17 protein-coding genes are annotated in these 22,469 nt (G+C 71.9%); 6 read left to right on the top strand and 11 right to left on the bottom strand.

All coding sequences use genetic code 11. From position 1 onward, the window contains the following. Positions 1-137: 137 nt before the first annotated feature. Together ACSMXX_RS20095 and ACSMXX_RS20090 are read left to right on the top strand one after the other, a co-directional pair. A complete protein-coding gene (locus ACSMXX_RS20095) occupies positions 138-1,049 on the top strand; it encodes an isoprenoid biosynthesis enzyme family protein (protein ID WP_473180089.1) in 912 nt (303 codons plus the stop codon). Next, positions 1,046-3,139 (top strand): NACHT domain-containing protein, encoded by a 2,094-nt coding sequence (locus ACSMXX_RS20090; RefSeq protein ID WP_473180088.1) that lies wholly within the window; start codon positions 1,046-1,048, stop codon positions 3,137-3,139. The genes ACSMXX_RS20095 and ACSMXX_RS20090 overlap by 4 nt, the downstream gene beginning before the upstream one ends. An 18-nt stretch (positions 3,140-3,157) precedes the next feature. Here the strand turns inward: ACSMXX_RS20090 and ACSMXX_RS20085 are convergent, their stop codons facing one another. Further along, a complete protein-coding gene (locus ACSMXX_RS20085) occupies positions 3,158-4,123 on the bottom strand; it encodes a LuxR C-terminal-related transcriptional regulator (protein ID WP_473180087.1) in 966 nt (321 codons plus the stop codon). 302 nt (positions 4,124-4,425) lie between these two features. Between ACSMXX_RS20085 and ACSMXX_RS20080 the strand changes: the two genes are divergently transcribed. Further along, positions 4,426-4,743, top strand: coding sequence for a GNAT family N-acetyltransferase (locus ACSMXX_RS20080; RefSeq protein WP_473180086.1), 318 nt, complete (start codon positions 4,426-4,428; stop codon positions 4,741-4,743). 380 nt (positions 4,744-5,123) lie between these two features. On the opposite strand, the gene galK is transcribed toward ACSMXX_RS20080, so the two are convergent. The 6 genes from galK to ACSMXX_RS20050 all read right to left on the bottom strand — a co-directional run bounded on the left by galK (position 5,124) and on the right by ACSMXX_RS20050 (position 13,735). Then, entirely contained in the window at positions 5,124-6,323 is a 1,200-nt protein-coding gene (galK, locus tag ACSMXX_RS20075; protein WP_473180085.1) for a galactokinase, read from the bottom strand. Next, positions 6,320-7,363 (bottom strand): UDP-glucose 4-epimerase GalE, encoded by a 1,044-nt coding sequence (gene galE, locus ACSMXX_RS20070; RefSeq protein ID WP_473180084.1) that lies wholly within the window; start codon positions 7,361-7,363, stop codon positions 6,320-6,322. Before galE ends, galK begins: the two co-directional genes overlap by 4 nt. Next, the gene (galT, locus tag ACSMXX_RS20065) at positions 7,317-8,507 is read right to left on the bottom strand and encodes a galactose-1-phosphate uridylyltransferase (protein WP_473180083.1); all 1,191 of its coding nucleotides are present in this window, start codon (positions 8,505-8,507) and stop codon (positions 7,317-7,319) included. The genes galE and galT overlap by 47 nt, the downstream gene beginning before the upstream one ends. Positions 8,508-8,838: 331 nt before the next feature. Then, positions 8,839-9,522, bottom strand: coding sequence for a response regulator transcription factor (locus ACSMXX_RS20060; protein ID WP_473180082.1), 684 nt, complete (start codon positions 9,520-9,522; stop codon positions 8,839-8,841). Positions 9,523-9,706: 184 nt separating this feature from the next. Then, positions 9,707-11,470 carry an outer membrane protein assembly factor BamB family protein gene (locus ACSMXX_RS20055; protein WP_473180081.1) on the bottom strand — a complete coding sequence of 588 codons (1,764 nt, stop codon included), beginning with the start codon at positions 11,468-11,470 and terminating at the stop codon, positions 9,707-9,709. A gap of 360 nt (positions 11,471-11,830) precedes the next feature. Next, positions 11,831-13,735 carry an ABC-F family ATP-binding cassette domain-containing protein gene (locus ACSMXX_RS20050; protein ID WP_473180080.1) on the bottom strand — a complete coding sequence of 635 codons (1,905 nt, stop codon included), beginning with the start codon at positions 13,733-13,735 and terminating at the stop codon, positions 11,831-11,833. 172 nt (positions 13,736-13,907) lie between these two features. Between ACSMXX_RS20050 and ACSMXX_RS20045 the strand changes: the two genes are divergently transcribed. Continuing rightward, positions 13,908-14,600, top strand: a complete 693-nt coding sequence (locus ACSMXX_RS20045; RefSeq protein ID WP_473180079.1) for a hypothetical protein — start codon at positions 13,908-13,910, stop codon at positions 14,598-14,600. A gap of 33 nt (positions 14,601-14,633) precedes the next feature. Here the strand turns inward: ACSMXX_RS20045 and ACSMXX_RS20040 are convergent, their stop codons facing one another. The 4 genes from ACSMXX_RS20040 to ACSMXX_RS20025 all read right to left on the bottom strand — a co-directional run bounded on the left by ACSMXX_RS20040 (position 14,634) and on the right by ACSMXX_RS20025 (position 19,985). Then, entirely contained in the window at positions 14,634-15,503 is an 870-nt protein-coding gene (locus ACSMXX_RS20040; protein ID WP_473180078.1) for an EamA family transporter, read from the bottom strand. After that, positions 15,500-15,997, bottom strand: a complete 498-nt coding sequence (locus ACSMXX_RS20035) for a YbaK/EbsC family protein (protein WP_473180077.1) — start codon at positions 15,995-15,997, stop codon at positions 15,500-15,502. The genes ACSMXX_RS20040 and ACSMXX_RS20035 overlap by 4 nt, the downstream gene beginning before the upstream one ends. Positions 15,998-16,171: 174 nt before the next feature. Then, positions 16,172-17,818 carry a penicillin-binding transpeptidase domain-containing protein gene (locus tag ACSMXX_RS20030; RefSeq protein ID WP_473180076.1) on the bottom strand — a complete coding sequence of 549 codons (1,647 nt, stop codon included), beginning with the start codon at positions 17,816-17,818 and terminating at the stop codon, positions 16,172-16,174. 271 nt (positions 17,819-18,089) lie between these two features. Beyond that, a complete protein-coding gene (locus ACSMXX_RS20025; RefSeq protein ID WP_473180075.1) occupies positions 18,090-19,985 on the bottom strand; it encodes a dolichyl-phosphate-mannose--protein mannosyltransferase in 1,896 nt (631 codons plus the stop codon). Positions 19,986-20,148: 163 nt separating this feature from the next. Between ACSMXX_RS20025 and rsmI the strand changes: the two genes are divergently transcribed. Beyond that, positions 20,149-21,015 (top strand): 16S rRNA (cytidine(1402)-2'-O)-methyltransferase, encoded by an 867-nt coding sequence (rsmI, locus tag ACSMXX_RS20020; RefSeq protein ID WP_473184872.1) that lies wholly within the window; start codon positions 20,149-20,151, stop codon positions 21,013-21,015. Between the two features lie 293 nt (positions 21,016-21,308). After that, a complete protein-coding gene (locus tag ACSMXX_RS20015) occupies positions 21,309-22,151 on the top strand; it encodes a TatD family hydrolase (protein ID WP_473180074.1) in 843 nt (280 codons plus the stop codon). Positions 22,152-22,469 lie beyond the last annotated feature (318 nt).

Below are 22,469 nucleotides of genomic sequence, written 5' to 3'. Positions count from 1 at the left end.
GGTGTTTACCGCCTGCTCACCGTTGTGGCACTCTCGGATTCTTTGGCCGAGGGGGGCGGATGGCGGCGCGGGGATTCACGGAGATCGGTGCGCTCCTCCGCTCGCTGCGGATGGCCACCGGGTTACCTTCGGCCGCTGTGGCCGCATACCGTTCGCTGCCCGGACTCACTGAGGCGTACGAGCAGGTCGTCGCACCGTTCCTGAGCGGGACCCTCACCGACCCGGGCGAGCGCGACCGAGCCGGCCGGGCCCTGCGCGCGATGAGCGTGAAGTTCGGCCTGGCCATGCTCGCCTACGCCCGCCTGACCGGACGCGGGCCCCGACCGGACGTCGCCGTCCTGGCCGGAGCCGTCACCCGGCTCTACGACGACATCATCGACGGCGACGCCGACCGCTCGGTTGACGCCCGCCTCGCCGACCTGCTGGGCAACCGCCCCTTCACAGCGGGCTCCGAGGCCGAACTGCTCCTCGGGCGGCTGGTGTACGAGATCGAGCGCAGACTCGGCCACACCCCCGACGAGTCGATGTTCATGGCGCTCGTCTCGCTGCACGAATACCAGGTCCTCTCCCGCCGCCAGCGCGAAGCGGACGTCCCCGTCGACGTACTCGAGAAGATCACCCGCGGTAAGGGCAGGGCGGCCAACCTCATTCTCTGCGGCATCGTCAACCCCGGCCTGGAGACCGCCGAACGGGAACTCGCCATGGATCTGGGCGAGGCCCTGCAGTCCCTCGACGACTACATGGACGCCGACCTCGACCGGGCGCACGGCGTGACCACCCTCGCCACCCTCGGCGTGCTGACCCTGCCGCAGATCGCGGGGCGACTGCGCGCCATGAGGCCGCGGCTGGTGGCGAGTTACGGCGGCCGGTCCGCCGGACCGTACTGCGGAATGCTCTACTTCCTGCTTCTCAAGTCGTGGGTCGGCCGCAGGCTCCCCGTCTTCGGCCGGCTGGCGCGCCGCCCCGCCGCCCGGAGTTCCGCCGTGCTGGCCTTCCTCTCCCGCGGAGCGGACGCCCTCCCGCCGGCCGGACCGGGGAAGCGCCCATGAGGGCCCGGCGCGCGCTCACGGCGGTTCTCTACACGGCGCTCGCCGTCGTCCTGGTGGCCACAGTGGGGATGGCCGTACGGGGTGTCATGAGCGGTGATCTGAAGGCGCTGGATGTGTGGGCCTCCTTCGTCCCCCCTGTACTCACCGTCGCCACCATCGTGACGACGGTGCTGCAGGCCGGCCGCCGTCCGCCTGCCACGCTGGACGAGGCGGTGCCGGCGCTGGCGCGGAAGGTGGCCAGGGACTGGGCAGAGGAGAGCCGCCACCGCGGCCTGTTCTCGGAGCGCCGGATGGCGGTGCGGTGGCGGCGACAGGCCGGTTCGGAGCGGGTCTCGCGGCTGGCCGCCGAACTGCCCGACGAGGGCGTACTGGATCAGCTGACGGGAGCCTTCACCCGGAACGCCCGCGAGGGCAGCCTGTCCCGGCTTGTGGTGACGGGGCAGCCGGGAGCCGGCAAGACGGCGGTCTGCGTACTGGCCACGGTGGAGCTCGCCGAACCGGCGGGGCCGGCCGTCCCCGTGCTCTTCCGGCTCTCCTCCTGGAACCCGGCCCGTCCGCTCATGGACTGGATGGCGGACGAGCTCAACACCGACTATCCGGCCCTCGCCGACCAGACGCGCAGCCACCGGATCGCCGGCAAGCTCGTCCAGCACCACGTGCTGCCCGTTCTCGACGGACTGGACGAGGTCTGCGACCCGGCCGCCGCACTGCGGCGTATCGAGGACGAGCTGGAGGGCCGGTCCTTCATCCTGACCTGCCGCGCTGCCGACTTCGACCGGCTGGACGCCGACGGGGTGCTGAGCGAGGCGCTCGTCGTACGGCTGCAGCCGCTGCGTGCGGACGAGGCCCGCGGAGTCCTGGAGACCGCGGGTCCGGGGACGGTCATGGAGCCGCTGGCATCCGCCCTTGCCGACCGGCCGTACGGACCGCTGGCGCAGGCGCTGGAGACGCCGTTCATGCTCTCCCTGCTCGTGGCGCTCGGCGGTTCGCTGCCCGGAGAGCTGCTCACGGCCACCGGGCCGGGAGCCGAGGAGCGGATCAAACAGCATCTGCTCGGGGCGTTCGTCACCCGGGCCTATCGGCGCGGTGACGACGATGCGGACGAGGCCCGCCGTCATCTGACCTTCCTCGCCCGCAACGTCGACTCCGCCACCGGCAGACTGGCCTGGTGGCAGCTGCACCGGGCGGTGCCGCGGTGGGTGTATCTGGCGGTGGCCCTGGTCAACGCGGCGATCGGCTGCTCGGCTGCGGCGATCGCGCTCTTCGCCCTCTTCGGACGTCCGCTCCTGGGCCTGTGGATCGGGCTGGGCGCCGCGCTGGTCGGCGCGCCCGTGGTGGAACTGGTGCCCCAGGACGATCCGCGCCGTGCCAAGCCCCGGCTCCGGTCCGTACGGCCGCCGTCCTCGCACGCACTGCAGCGGGTGCTCGGCTTCGGAGCGGTGGGCGCCGCCGCCTGCGCGGTGATCGTCTGGTTCCTGTACGAGAAACCTCAGTACGCCGTGATCGGCGGCGTCCTGACCGGCATCACGTACGCCGCCGCCCGCTACTTCAGCGAACCCAGCGACCCGATGGAGGCCGTCACCCCTGCCACCCTGCTCCGCTCCGACCGCTCCGCGGTGCTCTACGCATGGCTGGCCGGCGCCGTTGCCGGGGCCCTCACCGGGGCCTACCTCGGTGCGTCCATCAAGGACGGCAGGCGTACACCGCAGCTCGACGACGTCACCCTGATCGACCAACTGCCCACCGCCGTCGAAGCGTTGATGGGGGCCGCCGCCGGTGCGCTGCTCAGCGCCACCGGGCTCGGGCTGATGGCGATCGGGTCCAGCTCATGGGGGCGGTTCGTGGTCACCCGCGGCTGGCTGGCCGTACGCGGGGATACGCCGCGACGGCTGATGGCGTTCGTGGAGGACGCGCGGGAGCGGGGGGTGCTGCGGCAGATGAACGGCTACTACGAGTTCCGCCACCGGCTGCTCCAGCGGCACCTGGCTGAACCGGCACGGAACGTCCCCGCCGCCGTCGGCAGCGCCGCCGACACCAGAGCCGGCACCACGGCCGGCGCCGCCGGCTCCAGTCCGGACGGCTCCCGGTAGGCCCACGCGACAGGCCGTTCAGCGTGAGGCGCTCGGCTCCAGGTCGACGGGGCCGACGCCCGCGCGGCGAGCCAGCGCGACCGCGGCGAGCGTCGAGTGGACGCCGAGTTTGCCCAGCACGTTCTGCATGTGCGTACGGACGGTGTGCGGCGAGAGATACAGCCGCTCCGCGACGGCCTTGCGGCCCAGCCCGGCGACCATGCAGCGCAGCACCTCCCGCTCCCTCGGGGTCAGCGACTCCACGAGGCGCTCGCTCTCGGTGCGGTGCTTGCGGGAGGCCGTCAGCTCCTTCAGTACGCCGGTCAGGAGCGCGGGCGGCAGATGCGTCTCGTCCTTCAGCACCCCGCGGATGACCTGCAGCAGCCGGGAGAGCGAGCAGTCCTTGGCGACCCAGCCGCCGGCTCCGGCCTGCAGGGCCGATGCGGCCTGCCGCGGGTCGTCACGCTCGGCGAGCACCACGGTGCGCACCGCGGGGTGTTCGCTGCGCACGCGGCCGACGAGTGGAATGCCTCCGGGATTCGTGCCGGTATCGGACAGTGCCGCCTTGCCGCCTGACGGTGCGGCGGGATTCTGGCCGCCGGAGAGACGGAGGGGGGCGCCCGCACCCGAAGTGGGCACCACCGTAGGCCCGTTGGAGGCGCCACCGGGCGGAACGGCGGCCGGCAGCGCCCAATTGGCGCCGTTCGGCGCGGCGGGGACGGAACCCTGAGCGGCCGCACCCACGCCAGGTGCCGTCGCCGTCGCCGGTGCGGGTGGTGCCGGTGCCGGTACGGGTGGTGCCGTCGCCGGTGCGGAGAGGTCCGCGTCGACGAGCAGCACGTCGAAGCGGCGGCCGTCGGCGGCGCCCCGTTCCAGGCAGCGCAGCGCGGCCTGCGCGCTGCCGGCCGCGGCCACCTCTACGTCCTGCTCGGCCGCGAGCGCAGCGGCCAGGGACTCGGCGAAGATGCGGTGGTCGTCGACCACCAGCACACGGATTCGTTGCATGGCGCCCCCTGGCAGTGCGGGTACGTCACCCCCGTGGCGGAGGGAAGAGATGCGCGTGCTGGGGGTCCCTCGCCCCGCTGGGCCCCCCTCCCACACCGAAGGTCGTGTCGTGGGGAGGACACCGCCGCGCCCCTTGCCGGCCCGCCGGCAACACCGCGGCCCCGGCGTGGCCTGACCGGCCGCCCCGCCCCTGACTGGCACCGGCCCCCACCGGTGCAATGCGTACGACTCAGAGTAAGGCCGCGAGATGACAACGGAAACCGATTGGCGAAACTGCTTGCGCATGGCGTGAACTGAGCGACATGTTCCACATCGACGTACACCCCGACGAGCCAAGACGCCGCCTGGTTCACGAACGGCTACGCGAGTCCAACTCCCGCAGCTCACCGGTGATGCGTCAACTGCGCGGCACAGCTGCGGATTCCGAAGTTCCCGTCGAGGTCTACGCGTTCGAGGGCGAGCGGCTCGCCGGCGGCCTCGTCGGCAATGCGTGGGGGCGCTGGCTGCACGTCGAACTGCTGCGAGTGGACGGGAAGTTGCGCGGTTCCGGGCTGCGCTCGAGGCGGCTGGAGGCGTCAGAGCGAAGCGTCCGTGAGACCCACGGACGCTCCCCCGGCTGAAGCCTGTCCTGGTGACCCCAGGACACGGCTAAGCGCTGGGCGGTGCTCCAGCACACTCTTCGTCAAGCGTCTTTGAACCCTCCCCCTGCTGAAGCAGGGGGATTCCTGGCTCAGGAAGCCCCGCAGGTCAGCGACCCGAAAGGTCTTACTCCCTCAACACCAGCCGGGACGGAACCTGCCCGGTTGCCCGAAAGCATTGGGTTGCGCTGGCTTGGTTCTCGCTCAGCGCGTGTACGGGCTTGGTTCTCGCACCGCACGCGATGCATCCTACGCGATCGTGTAAGTGGTCTTTCGCCCTGAGAGCGAAAGACCGTTCCCTGCCCCGCTACACGGGAAACGATTCCTCCCCGGCCTGAAGGACGGGGCATCCTCCGGAGATCTCAGGTGATCCGCCGCGCGCCCGGCCCCGGCACCGCCTCGAAGACGCGTGGCGCCCGGTGGCCGGCGGCCGCGAAGGCCTCACCGACCGCCTTGGCGACGGATTCCGCGGTCTCCGCCCGTACGAGCACGATCGCAGAGCCACCGAAGCCGCCGCCCGTCATGCGGGCGCCCAGAGCGCCGTTAGCGGTCGACGCCTCGACGACCAGGTCGAGTTCGGCGCACGAGACCGCGAAGTCGTCGCGCAGCGAGGCGTGCCCGTCGGTCAGTACGGGCCCGATGGCGTGCGTCTGCCCCGAGTCGAGGAGGCGGACGGTGCGGGCGACGCGCTCGTTCTCGGTGACCACGTGCCGTACCAGCGGCCGCAGCGCCTCGTCCTCGATGCGCCGCAGCGCGGCAGCCAGTTCCCCGTACGCGACCTCGCGCAGCGCCTCCACGCCCAGCGCGGCGGCGGCCGCCTCGCAGCCCGCGCGGCGTTCGGCGTAGGCGCCGTCGCCCAGGGCGTGCTTGACGCGGGTGTCGACCACCAGCAGCCGCAGCCCCCGCGCCGCGAGGTCGAAGGGGATCTGTCTGCGGGTGAGGTCCCGGGTGTCCAGATACAGGGCGTGCCCGGAGGTGCAGCAGGCGGATGCCATCTGGTCCATCACGCCGCACGGGACGCCCGCGAAGTCGTTCTCCGCACGCCGGCACAGCTCGGCGAGACGGTGCGGGGCGAGGCCGAGCCCGTACAGCCCGTCGAGGGCGACCGCGGTGGCGACCTCCAGCGCGGCGGACGAGGACAGGCCGGCGCCGGTCGGCACGCTGCTCTCGAAGTGCAGGTCCGCGCCGCCCACTTGGTGCCCGGCAGCGCGCAGCGCCCATACGACGCCCGCCGGGTAGGCGGCCCATCCGCCGCGGTCGCCGGCGGCGCCCAGCGGGGCGAGGCCGGCCACTTGCAGCTCGGTGACGCCTCCGGGGACGTCGGCCGAGTGCAGCCGCAGTACGCCGTCGTCGCGGCGGGCGGCCGCGACGCGGCAGGTGTGCGGGAGCGCGAGCGGCATGACGAAACCGTCGTTGTAGTCGGTGTGTTCACCGATCAGGTTGACTCGCCCCGGCGCCGCCCACACGCCCTCGGGCGCCGCCCCGTACACGGCGCGGAAGCCGTCCGCCGTACCGGGCTCGTCCGCCGTACCGGGCTCGTCCGTCCGGGGCTCGTCCGTCATTCGGCGCCGGCCCCGCTCGCGTACCGCTGGGTGAAGTCCCAGGCGTCCTGCACGATTTCGGCGAGGTCGGTACGCGAGGGGCGCCAGCCGAGCTGCTTCACGGCCCGTTCCGCGGCCGCCACGAGCTGGGCCGGGTCACCGTCGCGGCGGGGGGCTGCGGCCTCGGGCACGGGGTGGCCGGTCACCTTGCGGACCGTCTCGACGACCTCGCGGACGGAGAAGCCGTTGCCGTTGCCCAGGTTGCAGATCAGGTGGGCGCCCGCGGCCACCTCGTCCGCGCCTTCGCCGCCGCCGGTCATCGCGGCCATGGCGAGGAGGTGGGCCTCGGCGAGGTCCGCGACGTGGATGTAGTCCCGTACGCAGGTGCCGTCGGGTGTCGGATAGTCGTCGCCGAAGACGGAGACGGCGTCGCGGCGGCCCTGCGCGACCTGGAGCACGATGGGGATCAGATGCGACTCGGGGTCGTGCCGCTCGCCGTAGCGTCCGTACGCCCCGGCGACGTTGAAGTACCGCAGCGAGACGGCGGCCAGCCCGTGCGCCCGGCATTCGCCGCTGATCATGTGGTCGACGGCGAGCTTGGAGGCGCCGTAGGGGTTGGTGGGAGCCTCGGACGCCTCCTCGTGGATGGGCGTGCTCAGCGGCTCACCGTAGGTGGCGGCGGTCGAGGAGAAGACAAGCCTGCGGACGCCCGCCTCACGCATGGCGCTCAGCAGCTCGATGCTGCCGCCCACGTTGTTGCGCCAGTACTTGCCGGGGTCCTGCACGGACTCGCCGACCTGGGAGTGGGCCGCGAAGTGGAGCACACCGTCGTACGAGGAGTCCAGCACACGGGCGGCGTCCTGAATCCGCCCCTCGACGAACACGGCGCCCTCCGGGACCGCCTCGCGGAAGCCGGTGGAGAGGTCGTCGAGCACGGTGACGGAGTGCCCGGCCTCGACCAGATGGGCGGCGACGACGCTTCCGATGTATCCGGCACCGCCTGTGACCAGGTACTTACCGGTGTGTGCTGAGGGGGAGAACCCCCGGGGGCTGGCAGTCACTCGCTACCTCTCGCAGTCGCTCGGCCGCGCGCTCCGGCGGCACATCGTTGATGAACACGTTCATCCCGGATTCGGAACCCGCGAGGAACTTCAGTTTGCCGGAAGTCCGTCGGACGGTGAAAAGCTCAAGGTGGAGCGCGAAGTCCTCGCGGGCCGCGGACGCCGCCGCACCGTCCCCCGCACCGTCCGGCCGCTGCCTGCGCGCGGGCAGTGTGAACGGCGCCTGGTGCCAGGCGGCTATGTACGGAGTGGGCGGCTCGTCCGGGCCGAAGACGCGGTCGAAGCGGCGCAGCACCTCCAGATACACGCCCGGGAAGTCCGCCCGCGCCTCCTCGCTCAGCGCCGGCAGATCCGGAACCCGCTCCCGCGGATACAGATGCACCTCGTACGGCCAGTGCGCGGCGTGCGGAACGAAGGCGGTCCAGTGCTCGCTCTCGCACACCACGCGCCGCCCGTCGGCGGCTTCCGCGGCGACGACGTCGTCGAAGAGGTTGCGCCCGCCGGTGCGGGCCGCGTGCCGGGCGACGGAGTCGAGCATGCGCGCGGTGCGCGGGGTGGTGAAGGGATAGGCGTAGATCTGGCCGTGCGGGTGCTGGAGGGTCACTCCGATCTCCGCGCCCCGGTTCTCGAAGCAGAAGATCTGCTCGACGCCGGGGCGCTGGGAGAGTTCGGCGGTGCGGTCGGTCCACACGTCCAGCACCAGCCGGGCCTGTTCGGGGGTGAGGGACGCGAAGGAGGCGTGGTGGTCGGGGGTGAAGCAGACGACCTCGCAGCGGCCGGCGCCGGGCCGGTGCTCCAGCAGACCGGGCGGGCCGGTGGCGGCTTCGGGGCCCGGGCCGCCGGTGAAGGAGGGGAAGCGGTTCTCGAAGACGGCTACGTCGTAGTCGGGTTCGGGGATCTCGCTCAGATGTCCGCCGCGGGTCGGGCACAGGGGGCACGCGTCGGCGGGCGGGTGGTAGGTGCGCTCCTGCCGGTGCGCGGTGACGGCCGTCCACTCCGCGAGCAGCGGGTCGTAGCGGATCTCGGAGGCCGTCGTCGTCCCGCCCAGGGGGCGCCGGTCGGCGGCGTCGCGCACCGCGTCGTCCCGCAGGTCGTAGTAGATGATCTCGCGGCCGTCGGCCAGCCGGGTCGAGGTCTTCTTCAACGGTGTCCACTCCTCACGGTCCGGCCGACACCAGTCTCAACATAATCGCACACAAGAAATCAGGGACCAACAGGCCCGCACGGCACCAGCGGACCGCTCGCAGGCGCATACCGTACACATGGGATATCAGGGACAGGGAGACAGGACACCGGTACGGCAGCAGCACCGGGGACGACAGCACCGGGGAATTCCCCGGCGGACACGGGCAGTTCAGACTCCGCGGTTCAGAACACCCGGTTCAGGGGCTCGCGGTTCAGGGCTCGCAGCTCCCGGTTCCCACTTCGCAGTTCACGCCGCGCCCCCGCCCCGCCCACGCCTCCGCGGCGCGGGGTCACTCCTCGGCGGTGCCCGGCTCGTACGCCCGCTCCAGCAGCCCCGTGCGGGCCGCCAGCGCCGCCGCCTCCAGCCGGGACCCGACCCCCAGCTTCATCAGCACCCGCTGCACGTGCGTACGGGCGGTGCTCGGCGCTATGCGCATCCCCGTCGCGATCAGCCGGGTGTCCTCGCCCTCCGCGACCCGCATGAGCACCTCCACCTCGCGGGGCGTGAGGAGTTGCAGGAGCCGCGCGCCCTCGTCGTCAGGTTCGGGGGCCGGGTTGAGCAGATCGGCGAAGGACTCCGCCAGCAACTGCGGCGCCACCGCCGCGTCCCCCGCCCGTGCCTTCATCATGGCGCGCTCGACGCCCTCGATGCGCTCGTCGTGCCGTACGTAGCCGGAGGCGCCGGCGGCGAACGCCGAGGCCACACCGCGCGGGCTGGGCACGGGCCCCAGCACCACGACCGCTATCTGCGGCTTCTCACGCTTGATCCGTATCACCGGGTCGAAGACGCCCGCCTCGGCGGGAGCCGCCGTACCCAGCAGACAGACTTCGGGCGCCCTGCTCAGCACCAGATCCGCCGCGCCCGCGCTGGGCGCCGCGGCAGCCAGTACCCGGTGGCCGCGCAGTTTCAACGCCGAGGCGAGCGCCTCGGCGAGCAGTCTGTGATCGTCCACCACCATGAGCCGGACGCTCATGCGCAACAACCCCCCACCGCCGCTCCCTGCGGGCGCCCCCTCAGGCCCCTGGGGCCCGGGCGGCCCTGGGGCGCGCGGGAGCGACCCCTCCTGTGCTCCCGGAAGCTACACGTTCGTCCGCCGTTCCGGGCCACTTCGGGGGAGAAGTGGGAGGAACGGCGGACGAATGGTGATCACCCAGGGGTTACTCGGCGCCGAATCCGATGCCGAGGTATTTGCCGTAACTGCCGGTGCTGCGCTCCGAGATGAGGGTCTGGTGGAGGAAGAGGCGCCCGTTCTCGTAGAGGGGCGGTTCGCGCAGCGTGATGCCGGCGAAGTTGTTCTCCGTCTCCGAGCTGTCGTCGGGGTGCCGCATGTACAGCTCCTGCTCACCCTGCTTGCCCGGGTCGACGGCGACGACCTGCCCGCCCGCGCCGTACGTCGGCTTCTTGTACGCGATGAGCTTGCCGCCCTGCATGCGCACGGGGGTGATGGTGCGCCGCTCGCCCGCGTCCGACTTCCACTTGGGCTTTCCGGACTCGAGGTCGAAGGCGATGATCTCGTTCGTGGACGCGTAGTCGTCGCCCTGGTGCCGTGCCGAGGGCAGGTAGACGTAGTCCTGGTCCACGACCGCGGACGCGCACGACTCGACGCCCGTGCTGCATCCCGGGTCGTACTTGCGGTCGCCGAGCGAGATCTTGGACTTGAGCTTCTCGTCGTCACCGACCGTCATCACATCGGTGGTCGAGCTGGTGCCCGCGCTGACACCGATCACGACGGGATCGGAGGAGATGATCCGGGCGCTCTGCACGCCCTTGGGCACGTCGAACTCCCAATTCGCCTCGCCCGTCTTCGGGTTGAGCTTCTGGACCTTCAGCTTCGGTTCGCTGTAGCTGCCGCACTGCACGACCGCCATCAGCTCCTTGCCGCCCGCGAAGCCCTCGTCCTGGCAGCCGCTCCCGCCGGCGCTGCCTTCGGACTTCCACAGCGGCGTGCCGCCCGACATCCCGTACGCCACCGAGCCGCCGATCCACTTGGCCGCGACGACGTTCTGGCTGATGGTCATATTCATGCCCAGCGTGGTGGCGCGTTCGCTGTTGGGCATCTTCTCCTGCCAGAGCTTCTTGCCCTTGTTCAGGTCGATGACGGCGATCTGATTGCACTCCGCGCGGGACGACTTGGTCTCGGCGGTCACCACCGCCGTCTTGCCGTCGTCCGTGGAGTGCCGGGAGGCGGCGCACACTTGACCGTCGAGGTCGATCTTCCAGGCCTGCTTGCCGCGGGCCGCGTCCATGCCGATGATGCCGTCGACCGTGCTCTTGGCGAAGATCTCGTCGGTGGCCCAGGCGCCGGTGACGCTCACCGACTCCTCATCCGTGAGCTTCGGCGAGGGGATCTTGAACAGTTCCTTGCCCTCGGTGCTGGCCGGCTTGCCGCCGATCCCCTTCGTACCGGTCTTCGGGTCGTCCTTGGCCTCGGTGCCCTTGTCGTTGTTCACCAGGAAGAATCCCACGGTGACGACGGCCAGTACGGTGGCGACCGCGGCCGCGACGATCGCGATCACCTTGCCGTTGCCCCCGCCCGGTGCGGGGCCGCCCGGACCGCCGGGCCCGTAGGGGCCGTTGGGCGGTCCCGTCGGGTACGTGCCGGGGCCCTGGCCGTAGGGCTGACCCGGCTGCTGCGCGTAGCCGTAACCGTAACCGCCGCCCTGGGGCGGCTGCTGCGGATAGCCGTAGCCACCCGACGGTGGCGGCGGAGCCCCGAAACCGCCCGGCGGAGGCTGCTGCGGATAGCCGTAGCCGCCGGCCGGGGGCTGCGGCGGGGCGCCGAAACCGCCCGGCGGGGGCTGCTGCGGAGCCTCGGCGCCCGTAGGCTCCTTCTTCTCCAGACCGGGGCCCTCTTCCGGCTTCTCCGGATCGGGTGAATCCCCTCTGGGAGGCTGACTGGGCGGCGGAGGCGGCTGCGACATGAGCGATTCCCTCGTTGACGTTCAGACCGGACGTCCGCCCCTCAAGCCCCCGTAGGGCGGAGCGAATCGGACATCTGGCCCGCCTTCGGCTGGCTTGTACGCGGATGTCTTTCTATCACCGGACACCACGGACCGGCGGTCCGGTTCCAGCCGGTAACCACTGGAAGAGACGGGCCCGAGACGCATACGTTGCGCGGCCGTCACCGACCCGCGAGTAGCGGTCCGGGCGGCTGAACGCGGCGGCACGACCGACGGTACCGAGCGGAGCGGCCGCCAGTACGGAGCGGAGCGGCCGGCGGACGCGACGCCGGTACGGGCCGCAGCACGCCTCGCCGGCCGCCCAGCCCGTACGTCATCGCGTCATCCGCTCTCGGCGAGCTCCAGCCAGCGCGACTCCAAGTTCTCGCGCTGCGAGTCCAGTTCGCGCAGCTCCGCGTCGAGACCCGCGACCCGTTCGAAGTCCGTGGCGTGCTCGGCGAGTGCCTCGTGCAGCTCGGTCTGCTTCTCGCCGATGCGGTCCAGCTGACGCTCGATGCGCTGCATCTCCTTCTGCCCCGCACGCGCCGCCGCCGCCGGTTTCCGCGGAGCCTGCGCCCCGGACGCCGGGGCCGAGGAGGCCGAGGAGGCCGAGGAGGCCGAAGCCGAGGACGAAGCCGAGGACGAGGACGAGGCCGAAGGGCGGGACGCCGCAGGAGCGTTCGCGTTCGCCTGCGCCGACTCCCGCTGCCGTGCGCGCCGTTCCAGATACTCGTCGATGCCGCGCGGCAGCATCCGCAGCGCGCCGTCCCCGAGCAGCGCGTACACCTGGTCGGTCGTGCGCTCGACGAAGAACCTGTCGTGGGAGATGACGACCAGCGAGCCCGGCCAGCCGTCCAGCAGGTCCTCGAGCTGGGTGAGGGTCTCGATGTCGAGGTCGTTGGTCGGTTCGTCGAGGAAGAGCACGTTCGGCTCGTCCATCAGCAGACGCAGGATCTGCAGCCGGCGGCGCTCACCGCCGGAGAGATCACCCACGGGTGTCCACTGCTTCTCCTTCACGAAGCCGAAGCGTTCGCACAGCTGCGACGCGGTCATCTCCCGCCCCTTGCCGAGGTCCACGCGCGAACGGACCTGCTCGACAGCCTCCAGCACGCGCAGCTTCGGGTCCAACTCGGCGACCTCCTGCGAGAGATACGCCAGCTTCACCGTCCTGCCGACCTTGACCCGGCCGCCCGTGACCAGCTCCGACTGCTGTTCGCCGCCGCTGCGGGCCACCGCCGCGAGGACCTTCAGCAGCGACGTCTTGCCGGAGCCGTTGACGCCGACGAGACCGATGCGGTCGCCGGGGCCGAGCTGCCAGGTCAGATGCTTCAGCAGCACCTTGGGCCCGGCCTGCACGGAGACGTCCTCCATGTCGAAGACGGTCTTGCCCAGCCGGGAGTTGGCGAAGCGCATCAGCTCCGCGCCGTCGCGGGGCGGCGGTTCGTCCGCGATGAGCGCGTTGGCGGCCTCGACGCGGAAGCGCGGCTTGCTCGTACGGGCGGGGGCGCCGCGGCGCAGCCAGGCCAGTTCCTTGCGCATCAGGTTCTTCCGCTTGGCCTCCTCCTGCGAGGCGATGCGCTCCCGCTCGGCCCGCGCGAAGACGTAGTCGGAGTAACCGCCGTCGTACTCGTGCACCCCGCCGCGCTGCACGTCCCACATCCGCGTGCACACCTGGTCCAGGAACCAGCGGTCGTGCGTCACGCACACCAGCGCCGAGCGCCGCGCCCGCAGATGGGCGGCGAGCCAGGCGATGCCCTCGACGTCCAGGTGGTTGGTGGGCTCGTCGAGGACGATCAAGTCCTGTTCGGAGATGAGCAGTTGAGCCAGGGCGATGCGGCGCCGCTCGCCGCCGGAGAGCGGCCCGATGACGGTGTCGAGGCCCTGCGGGAAGCCGGGCAGGCCGAGGCCTCCGAAGAGCCCGGTCAGCACGTCGCGGATCCTGGCGTCGCCCGCCCACTCGTGGTCGGCCATGTCGCCGACGACCTCGTGCCGTACGGTCGCGGCCGGGTCCAGGGAGTCGTGCTGCGTCAGCACACCCAGGCGCAGTCCGCCCGAGTGCGTCACGCGCCCGTCGTCGGCGGGCTCCAGCTTGGACAGCAGCCTGATCAGGGTGGTCTTGCCGTCCCCGTTCCGCCCGACGACGCCGATGCGGTCGCCCTCGCTCACCCCGAGCGAGACGCCGTCGAGCAGCGCCCGGGTGCCGTAGACCTTGCCCACGGCTTCCAGATTGACGAGGTTGACGGCCATCTCACTCCTTCACGGCACGGGGACCCGGGCATCAGCCCTCCAGGGTACTGAGGTCCCGGCAGACCCCGTCCGCCCCGCTGGGTAGAGTCCGCCCCGGCGCCCGCCGAGCTGTCCGGGCGCCGTACGGATACGTGGTTCAGGGGGACTACGTGGTTCAGGGGGACGGGGAAGCATGGAGAGGTTCTGGCTGTTCAATCCGGTGCCGGACACCACGGGAGCCCGCGCTGAGTGGGAGCCGCCGGCCGACGGACGGGTCTTCCGGGAGATACGCAGCGGCAGTGAGGCACCTGGCGCCGTCGAGGACGGGTCGGCGTGGACGGTCGCACGCGTCGAGCGCGCACTCCCTCCCGGCGGCGCCGAGGAGTACCGCAAAGCCCGCAAGGACGGGACCCGCGGTTTCGATCTGTGGGCCGACCCGTACCGGGCGCAGCGCGTCGCCCAGGTGGTGACCCAGCCGGGGGGCGGACGGGTGGCGACGTACGAGGTCTTCGGACCCGCAGGTGAACAACTCGCGCTCGTCACACGGCAGAAGGCGTTCGCGGGGGGACGGATCAGAGCCCGGTGGAGCGTTCAGCAGACGGGGCGGCGGGCCGCCGTCGGTGTCAAGGGCCGGGTGTTCTGGCACTGCGTGTGGTGGCTGCTGCTGCCGTTCTGGGTCTTCATCGCGTTCGGCTCGCCCGATGTGCCCCGGATACCCGTACGTACGCGCTTCAGGCTGGACGGGCAACTGGCTCTCGACTGGCGGAGCGACGGCTTGAACGTCCTGTCCGACGGGTGGGACCAGAGAGTGCTCGCCGCGCTGGTTGCCCTGATGAGCAGCCATTCCGGCTTCAACAAGGACAGCTGGGACGACTACGAGGTCTGAGCCGGGCACGGGCGCCCTGGTCCCCGCCCGCGTTCAGCCGCCGTGCAGCATCAGGGCTATGCCGCCGACCATCAGCGCGGACGCGGCCACGCGCGGAGTGCCGAAGCGCTCCTTGAAGAAGAGCGCGCCGATGGCCGCTCCCGCGATGATCGACGACTCGCGCAGGGCGGCGACGGGCGCAAGGGGCGCCCGCGTCTGCGCCCAGAGGACCAGTCCGTAGGCCGCCAGGGAGAGCGCGCCGGCCGTCAACCCCCGTACGGCGAGTGGCCGGAGCTGGGCGAGGAGCGCCCTTCGGCGGGTGGCGACCGCGTACGCGGGGATGGCGACGCTCTGCAGCAGCATCAGCCATGCCACATAGCCGAGTGCGGAGCCCGAGGCGCGTACCCCGGCACCGTCGACGACGGTGTACGAGGCGATGGCCAAGCCGGTCGCCACGGCCGCGGCCAGTGCGGGCCAACGGGAGGAAGCGGGCCCGGCCGACGCACCCCGCCTGCCCCGGATCCCCCACAGGGCGACGCCGAGCAGCCCCGCCGAGGCGACCGCCACACCCGTCAACTGCCAGGCGTCCGGCAGCTCCTGGAGGAAGAACGCGGCGAGCACGGTGACGACCAGCGGTGCCGTGCCCCGGGCGACCGGGTACATCTGACCGAAGTCGCCGAGCCCGAACGACCGCATCAGCAGCAGCTGGTAGACGACGTGCAGCACCGCGGAGACCGTCAGCGCAGGCCACGCCTGAGGCGCCGGCAGCGGCACGAAGCACGCGAGCACCAGCCCGCACAGCGCACCGCCTCCGCCGACGAGGGTGAAGGCGAGCAACTGGTCCTTGATGTGGTGCGCGAGGGCGTTCCAGGCGGCGTGCGTGACGGCGGCCGCCAGCACCGCCGCGACGACCAGCGGCGTCACGGAACGTCGGCGGTCTGCTCGCGTACGTCCACGACCGAGCCCCGCGCGTGCGCGATCAGCTCGTCAGGGGCCAGGGCGAAGACCGTGTGCGGGGTGCCGGCGGCGGCCCAGACCACGTCGTGCGCGAGCAGTCCGCGGTCGGCGAGCACCCGCGTCGTCTGCGTGACGTGGCCGAAGGGCGGCACACCGCCGATCGCGTAACCGGTCGCTTCGCGCACCAGCGCCGCGTCGGCGCGGCGTACGGCCTCCGCGCCCAACTCGGCCCGTACGAGGGCTACATCGACTCGGGACGACCCGTCCATCAGTACGAGGACAGGCTCGCCGTCGGCCTCGAAGACCAGCGACTTGACGATCTGGCTCAGCTCGCATCCGACCGCCTCGGCGGCCTGCGCCGCGGTGCGGGTGGCGTCGGGGAAGGCACGGATCTCGACGTTCAGGCCCATGGCCGACAAGGCCTCCGCGAAGCGCGGATGGGCTGCGGGTGTGCTGCTCATGGGGCGGACGCTACCCGCCGGGCCCCCGCCCGCGCGACGCCGTTTCCCCTCTTCCGGCACACGGCACACGACGAGCGGTGCCTCCCGGATATGCCGGGAGGCACCGCTCGCTCTGCGCTTGTGCTGTGTTGCGCTGTGCTGACGCTCTTCGCGCCGCAGGGGCAGGGGCCGGGCTCAGCCCGCCGCCGCGTCGAGCATCTTGCGCACGACCGGACCGGCGTTCTCGTTGCCGTGCCCGGAGTCGGGGACCACGGCCGCCGCCGCCATGTCGCCGCTGTACGCGGTGAACCAGGCGTTCGGCTTCTTCTGCCCGTCGACCTCCGCCGAGCCGGTCTTGGCACCGACGTCACCGCTGAGCCCCGCCATCGGCTTCGCGGCGGTGCCGCTCGCGGCCGTGAGCTTCATCAGACCCTTCAGGTCGCTGTGGGCCTGCGGCTTCATGGTGCGCGCGGCCTTCGCGATCTTACGGTCGTCCAGCGACGGCGAGACGATCACCGGCTGCTTGAAGGTGCCGCTCTGCACGGTCGCCGCGACCGACGCCATGTTGAGCGGGTTCATCCGCACGGCACCCTGGCCGATCAGGGAGGACGCCATCTGCGCGTCGGACTGCACGGGCACGCTGCCGTCGAAAGTGCCGGTGCCCACCTGCCAGTTCATGCCGATGCCGAAGACGTCACGGGCCTCCTTGGTCAGGTCGTCGTCCTCCAGCTCCTTGGCCTGGCTGATGAAGGCGGTGTTGCAGGAGCGGGCGAAGCTCTGCGCGAACGTCCCGTCCTTGATCTCGAACTTGTCGTCGTTGCGGAACTTCCAGCCGCCGTACGTCTCGTACTTGGGGCACGGGTGCGGCTTGTCCGGCGCGGCGAGACCCTTGTCCAGCAGCATCGCGGCGCTGACGACCTTCATCGTGGAGCCGGGCGCGAGCGAACCGCGGATGGCGTTGTTGTAGCTCTCCGCGGGCGAGTTGGCCACGGCCCGCACTTCGCCGGTGCTGGGCTGGACGGCCACGGCCGCCGCCTTCGGCTTGCCCTTGACGGACTGCTCGGCCGCGACCTGCATGTCCTTGTCGAGCGTCGTCTTGAGAGTGCCGGGCGTGCCTTTGGAAAGGGTGCGCAGGGTCGTGCCGGTGTCCTTGCCCTTGCCGTCGACGATGCGGGTCTCGACGCCGGGCGTGCCGTCGGTCTTGTCGCCGTAACGCTTGCGCAGGTCGTCGAGGATGCTCCCGAGCATCGGGTGCTCTTCCTTGGACAGTGCGGCGCCGTTGCGGTCGACGGCCTTGATCGGCGGGGTGCCCGCCTTGCCGGTCTTGACCGACTGGCCTTCCTTCAGCTTCGGGTTCAGCACCGTCGGCTTCCACTCGACGACCGGGTCGCCGCTCTTCTTGTCCCGTACGACCTCCAGGGAGGAGGCATAGGACCACGTGGCGCTCTGCTGTGCGTAGGAGATCTGAGCCGTCACGTCGAACGGCACCTTCGTACCGGAAGCGGAACCCTGCGACAGCTTGATCTTGGCGACGCGGGCGTCGGCCTTGAAGCCCTTCAGCCGCTCGGCTGCCTGCGCCTTGTCGTCGGTCAGCTTCGCGGCCTTCTGCGCGTCGCCGGAGGACCAGGCGGTCAGGAACCGCTTCGCGGTGGTGCGGACCTCGGACGCACTGGGCGGGCCCTTCTCGGCCTTGTCCTCACCGTTGCCGTTGTCCGAGGCGACGCTGCCGTTGCCGCCTCCGTTGCCTTCACCTCCGACGAGTGCGTAGACGCCGAAGCCGGTCGCACCGACGACGACTGCGGCGGCGCCACCGATCAGCGCCATCTTCTGAGTGTCACGCATCTGAGAATCTGCCCCTCCACCCCGCCTCAGCCATGCGGCCGAGGACCTGTCCGAGGCACCCTAGAGCACGCGCGCAACATCACGTGCCCCCGGTATCCGGGTTAGGCCGCATATGGACGGGATGCGGATTCGAATAATCACCAGATCAGGGGGCGGGCCAGAACCGGAACCTTACGGGAGCACCTGCCGTGTCCAGCACGGTTCAACTTCCGTTCATCCGGCGTCACTCGGGCTTCACTCCGGCGTCGCTCTGATCACGCCCGCGCAAGGCTCAGATCCAGGTCTCGAACCACATCCGGTTGCGCCAGGCGTCCATGGGGAGCGTCTCGCCCGTGTAGATGGGCCAGAAGTAGACGAAGTTCCACACGATGAGCAGCACCAGGATGCCGGTGCCGACGATCCCCGCGCTGCGCCTGCGCTCCCCCACGCCCGGTGGCCCGGCCAGGCCTCCGGCCGCCATCGCCAGGGCGAGGCAGAGGAACGGCACGAAGACGACCGCGTAGAAGAGGAAGATCGTGCGCTCCTGGTACATGAACCACGGCAGATAACCCGCCGCGATGCCGCACAGCACGGCACCGGCGCGCCAGTCGCGCCGCAGCAGCCAGCGGTAGAGCGCGTACGCCACCGCGAAGCAGGCCGCCCACCACAGCAACGGCGTGCCGAGCGCGAGCACTTCGCGGGCGCAGCCCTCCGTCTGTGCCGACGGGCAGCCGTCGCGGCCGGCCTTGGGCGACTCGTAGAAGTACGAGACGGGGCGGCCCAGGACCAGCCAGCTCCACGGGTTGGACTCGTAGGTGTGACCGGAGGTCAGGCCCACATGGAAGTCGTAGACCTCCGCCTCGTAGTGCCACAGGCTGCGCAGCGGCCCGGGCAGCCAACCCCAGGGGCCGCCGGCGCCGTCCTTCTCCGCCCAGTCGCGGAAGTAGCCGCCGGCGGTGGCGAACCAGCCGGCCCAGGTCGCGACGTACGTGCCGAAGGCGACGACGGCCGTTGAGGCGAACGCCGGCAGCGCGTCCTTGCGGAGCATCGCGAGGAACGGCCGTGGCGCTCCGCCCGTACGGCGTGCGCCCATGTCCCACAGGACGGTGAGCAGCCCGAAGGCGGCGAGGATGTAGAGGCCGTTCCACTTGGTGGCGAAGGCGAGGCCAAGGCAGAGGCCGGCCGCCAGCCGCCAGGGGCGCAGACCGAAGGACAGGCGCGCGCCGGTCTCCGGGTCGGGACGTACGTCCGCGCCGCCGCGCGGAACGCGGTTCGCTGGACCGGACGGGATGCCGGACGGGATGCCGGACGCGGCTGCGGAGGAGACCCCGGACGGCGGCTCGGCCGCGGCGGAGCCCGCGTGGCCGTTCCCCTGCGCCCCGACGGCGGCGCCCGCGTACGCCTCGGACGCCGCGTACGGCTGGTACGCCTCGGCAGGCAGCGCGTCCGCGAGCTTCGCTCTCGTACGGTCGCGGTCCAGCAGCAGACAGCCGAAGGCAGCCAGCACCCAGAACATGAGCACCAGGTCGAGCAGCGCGGTGCGGCTCATCACGAAGTGCAGCCCGTCCACCGCCATGAGCGCCCCCGCGAGGCAGCCCAGCGTGGTGGACCGGAACAGGCGCCTGCCGATGCGGCACAGCATCAGCACCGACAGCGTGCCGAGCAGGGCGGTCATGAAGCGCCAGCCGAAGGGCTCCAGGCCGAACAGCGACTCACCGAGGCCGATGATCCACTTCCCGGCGGGGGGGTGGACGACGTAGGCGCCCTCGGGAGAGAGGGGGATCGTCTGGTCGGGGGCGAGGATCTTGTCGTTGGCCTTCTCCGGCCAACTGCCCTCATAGCCGTACTGGAAGAGGGACCAGGCGTCCTTCGCGTAGTACGTCTCGTCGAATATCACAGCGTGCGGCGTGCCCAGCTGCCAGAAGCGCAGCACCCCGGCGAGGAGCGCGACCAGCAGCGGCGCGCCCCACGCCGCCCAGCGCACCAGGCGGGCGGAGACGAGCGGCGAGAAGCCGAAGGCGGCGCCGATGCGCAGGTCCGGCTTGGGGAACGGCGGCACCAGACGCTCGCGGGTGCCGGTACGGGGGCGGCCCGCGTAGCCGAAGCGGCGCAGGCGGGCCTGCCACGTGGGCAGGGCGTCCTGGGTCGGCGCGGGCCGGCTCTCCGCTGCGGTGTCGCTCGTCGTCACCGGGCCATCGTAAGGAACCAGCCGGGGCGGGACTGCCGCCACGCGAACTCCGAGCAATTGTGCGGGGCGGGCGCGCGGGGGGCCGCGGGGCGGTGCCTGGGGCGGGCCGGCCGCGGGGGACTGACATGCGGCGAGGATCACGTCCCCTGCGAGGATGGGCGCCGTGACAGGGACGCTCGTACTGGCCGGAACACCCATCGGGGACGTCGCGGACGCGCCGCCGCGCCTCGCGCGCGAACTGGCGGAGGCCGACATCGTCGCCGCCGAGGACACCCGGCGGCTGCGGCGGCTCACACAGGCGCTGGAGGTACGTCCTCAGGGGCGGATCGTGTCGTACTTCGAGGGCAACGAGGCTGCCCGCACAGGGGAGTTGGCCGACGCGCTGGAGGCCGGTTCGCGGGTGCTGCTGGTGACGGACGCGGGCATGCCGTCCGTCTCCGACCCGGGCTACCGGCTCGTGGCCGAGGCCGTACGGCGGGGCATCGGCGTCACGGCGGTGCCGGGACCGTCCGCGGTGCTGACGGCGCTGGCACTGTCGGGGCTTCCCGTCGACCGTTTCTGCTTCGAGGGCTTCCTGCCGCGCAAGGCAGGCGAGCGGCGGTCCCGGCTGCGTGAGGCGGCGGACGAGCGGCGGACGCTGGTGTACTTCGAATCGCCGCGGCGGCTGGAGGAGACGCTGCGCGCGATGGCGGAGACGTTCGGCGCCGACCGCCCGGCCGCGGTCTGCCGTGAGCTGACCAAGACGTACGAGGAAGTCAGGCGCGGACCGCTGGAGGAGCTGGCCGGCTGGGCCGCCGAGGGCGTACGCGGCGAGATCACCGTCGTCGTCGGGGGCGCCGCCGACGGGGGCGGCGAGGAGCTGGACGCGGCGGAGCTGGCCCGCAGGGTCGCGGTGCGGGAGGAGGCCGGGGAGCGCCGCAAGGAGGCGATCGCGGCGGTGGCCCAGCAGGTGAGCGTGCCCAAGCGGGAGGTCTTCGACGCGGTGGTGGCGGCGAAGAACGCGGAAGCCGGGCAGGCCCGGCAGAGCTAGCGGGGCCTCGGGGCCGCCTGGGTCCCTGCGGCCGGGAGCCCCGGAGCCGGACCCCGGCTGGGCCGGGCGGGCCGGCGCCCTGCCCGCGTACCGCGAGTCGCGCGCCGGGCACGGAGCCCGGGCGATCGGGGCCGTGACACTCATCGCCGGGCCGCCATCAGCCGGTCCGGCGCTCGTGGGAGGGCCCGTCGGTTCGCCGCTGCATGGCCCGCGCCCGAGGTGCCGGACCGCTCGGGGCGGCAGGGCCGTGCCCGGCGGGCGGGGCCCGGCGGGGTGCGGCCTAGGATCGCCGCATGCCGACTTCCACGCAGCGGGAGCAGAAGCCGCAGCCCGCGCCGCCGCTGCCCGCACCGCTCCGCGTGCCGGTCGCCGACTCGCACACGCACCTCGACATGCAGGGGCCCTCCGTGGAGGAGGCGATCGCGGCGGCGGCGTCGGCCGGGGTCACCACGCTCATCCAGGTCGGCTGTGATCTGGAACGCTCCCGCTGGGCGGCCCGGACGGCGGCCGAACACCCCGCCGTGCACGCCGCGGTGGCCCTCCATCCCAACGAGGCGCCGCGCGCCGCCGCACGCGGCGAACTGGAGTCCTCCCTCACGGAGATCGAGAAGCTCGCCGCGCTGCCGCAGGTGCTGGCCGTCGGTGAGACGGGGCTGGACTACTTCCGTACGGGCGAGGACGGGATCGGATCGCAGCAGGATTCATTCCGCTCGCACATCGCGATCGCCAAGCGGCAGGACCGCGCGCTCGTCATCCACGACCGCGACGCGCACGCCGACGTGCTGCGCATCCTCGACGAGGAGGGAGCGCCGGAGCGCACCGTCTTCCACTGCTTCTCCGGCGACGCGGAGATGGCCGCGCACTGCGCGTCCAGGGGCTGGTTCATGTCCTTCGCCGGCAACGTCACCTTCAAGAACGCGCAGCCGCTGCGCGACGCGCTCGCCGTGGCGCCTCCCGAACTGGTCCTCGTGGAGACCGACGCGCCCTTCCTGACCCCGGCGCCGTACCGCGGACGGCCTAACGCGCCGTACCTCGTTCCGGTCACGCTGCGGGCGATGGCCGAGACGAAGGGCATGTCCGAAGACTCGCTGGCAGAGCACGTGGCCGCCAACACGGCGCGAGCCTTCGGCTGTTGAGCACTGCCCCCGGCGGGGCTCGGAGTACGGCCGCACAACAACCCTTTGTGACCAACCGACTTTGGAGAGTGACCGGCGCTCCGGCTACAGTCCGCGCGACATCCCGCCGGAACTTGGAGCGCGTGTTGAGCCAGACGCAGGGAAGTCATCGCGCGGTGCGCCGTGGGGGCTTCGGGGGCCGGGGTGCGCGCGGGGGGCAGACCAAGGCGTCGCCGCGCGTACCGGAGCAGCGGTACGACGACCACCCGGGCGCTGTCCTGGGCCTCACGGTCCGTCCGGGCCTCCCTTCGCCGCCTTCGCCGCCTTCGCCGCCTTCCC

This window comes from Streptomyces sp. DSM 116795, from assembly GCF_055792905.1.
This window is presented reverse-complemented; position numbering and strand designations above follow the sequence as displayed.